This is a genomic window from Roseovarius pacificus (genome assembly GCF_900142665.1).
GTDB lineage: Bacteria > Pseudomonadota > Alphaproteobacteria > Rhodobacterales > Rhodobacteraceae > Roseovarius > Roseovarius pacificus.
This window is the reverse complement of the sequence record NZ_FRBR01000052.1, coordinates 1-1,011: the sequence shown is the minus strand read 5'-3', so window position 1 is coordinate 1,011 and position 1,011 is coordinate 1. Positions and strand designations below refer to the sequence as shown.

Here is a 1,011-nt window from a genome sequence, read left to right as displayed (position 1 = left end):
CGTGGACGGGCATCAGTTGCGATTGAACTCAGCGATGAGGAGCGGAGTTTTCTGGAAGCGCAGTTGCGCAGGCACAAGGCGGAGCGGTCGCTTTCGGATCGGTGCCGGATTGTGCTGCGATGCGCAGATGGGTTGACCAGCAAAGAGGTCGCGGCGGAACTTGGTCATGCCGAGCATACAGTCGGGAAATGGCGTAGGCGATTTGCCGAACATCGCATAGAAGGCTTGTCGGACGAATATCGTGCGGGCCGTCCGCGCACAATTTCCGACGCGCAGGTTGCCGAGATCATCAAGCAGACGCTGGAAACGACACCGAAGGACGCAACCCATTGGTCAATTCGGTCAATGGCGGCCGAGACGGGATACTCGCATACGACCATCCGTCGCATTTGGAACGCGTTTGGTTTGCAGCCACATCGCTCGGAGACGTTCAAGCTATCCACCGACCCGCTATTCGTGGACAAGGTGCAAGACGTGGTGGGACTGTATATGTCGCCACCCAACCGGGCTATCGTATTGTGCTTGGACGAAAAGTCCCAAATCCAGGCGCTGGATCGCGAGCAGCCCGTTTTGCCAATGGCACCCGGTGTCGCAGAGCGTCGCACCCATACCTACCTGCGCAATGGGACAACATCACTCTTTGCCGCGCTGGACATCGCGACCGGGGCTGTCGTGGGCAAGTGTTACAAGCGGCACCGCGCGACAGAGTTCCTGGACTTCCTCAAGGAGTTGGACCGCAACCTGCCCGAAGGGCCGGACGTGCATCTGGTGATGGACAACTATGCCACGCACAAGACGCCGAAGGTGAAAGCATGGTTGGCCCGCAGGCCGCATTGGCAGGTGCACTTCACGCCGACATCAGCCAGTTGGCTGAACCAGATCGAACGCTGGTTTGCGGAACTCACTCGAAAGCAAATCCAGCGTGGTGTGCACAGATCCGTCGCTGAATTGGAGGCTGACATCATGGCCTTCATCGATGCGCATAACGATAATCCAAAACCCTACAGATGG

Annotated in this window: 1 protein-coding gene; it reads left to right on the top strand. The window is 58.2% G+C overall.

The annotated features are described in order from the left end of the window. Nucleotides 1–21: 21 nt before the first annotated feature. On the top strand, nucleotides 22–1,011 hold a 990-nt coding region (locus tag BUB53_RS22195; protein WP_234983227.1), incomplete at its 3' end, for an IS630 family transposase.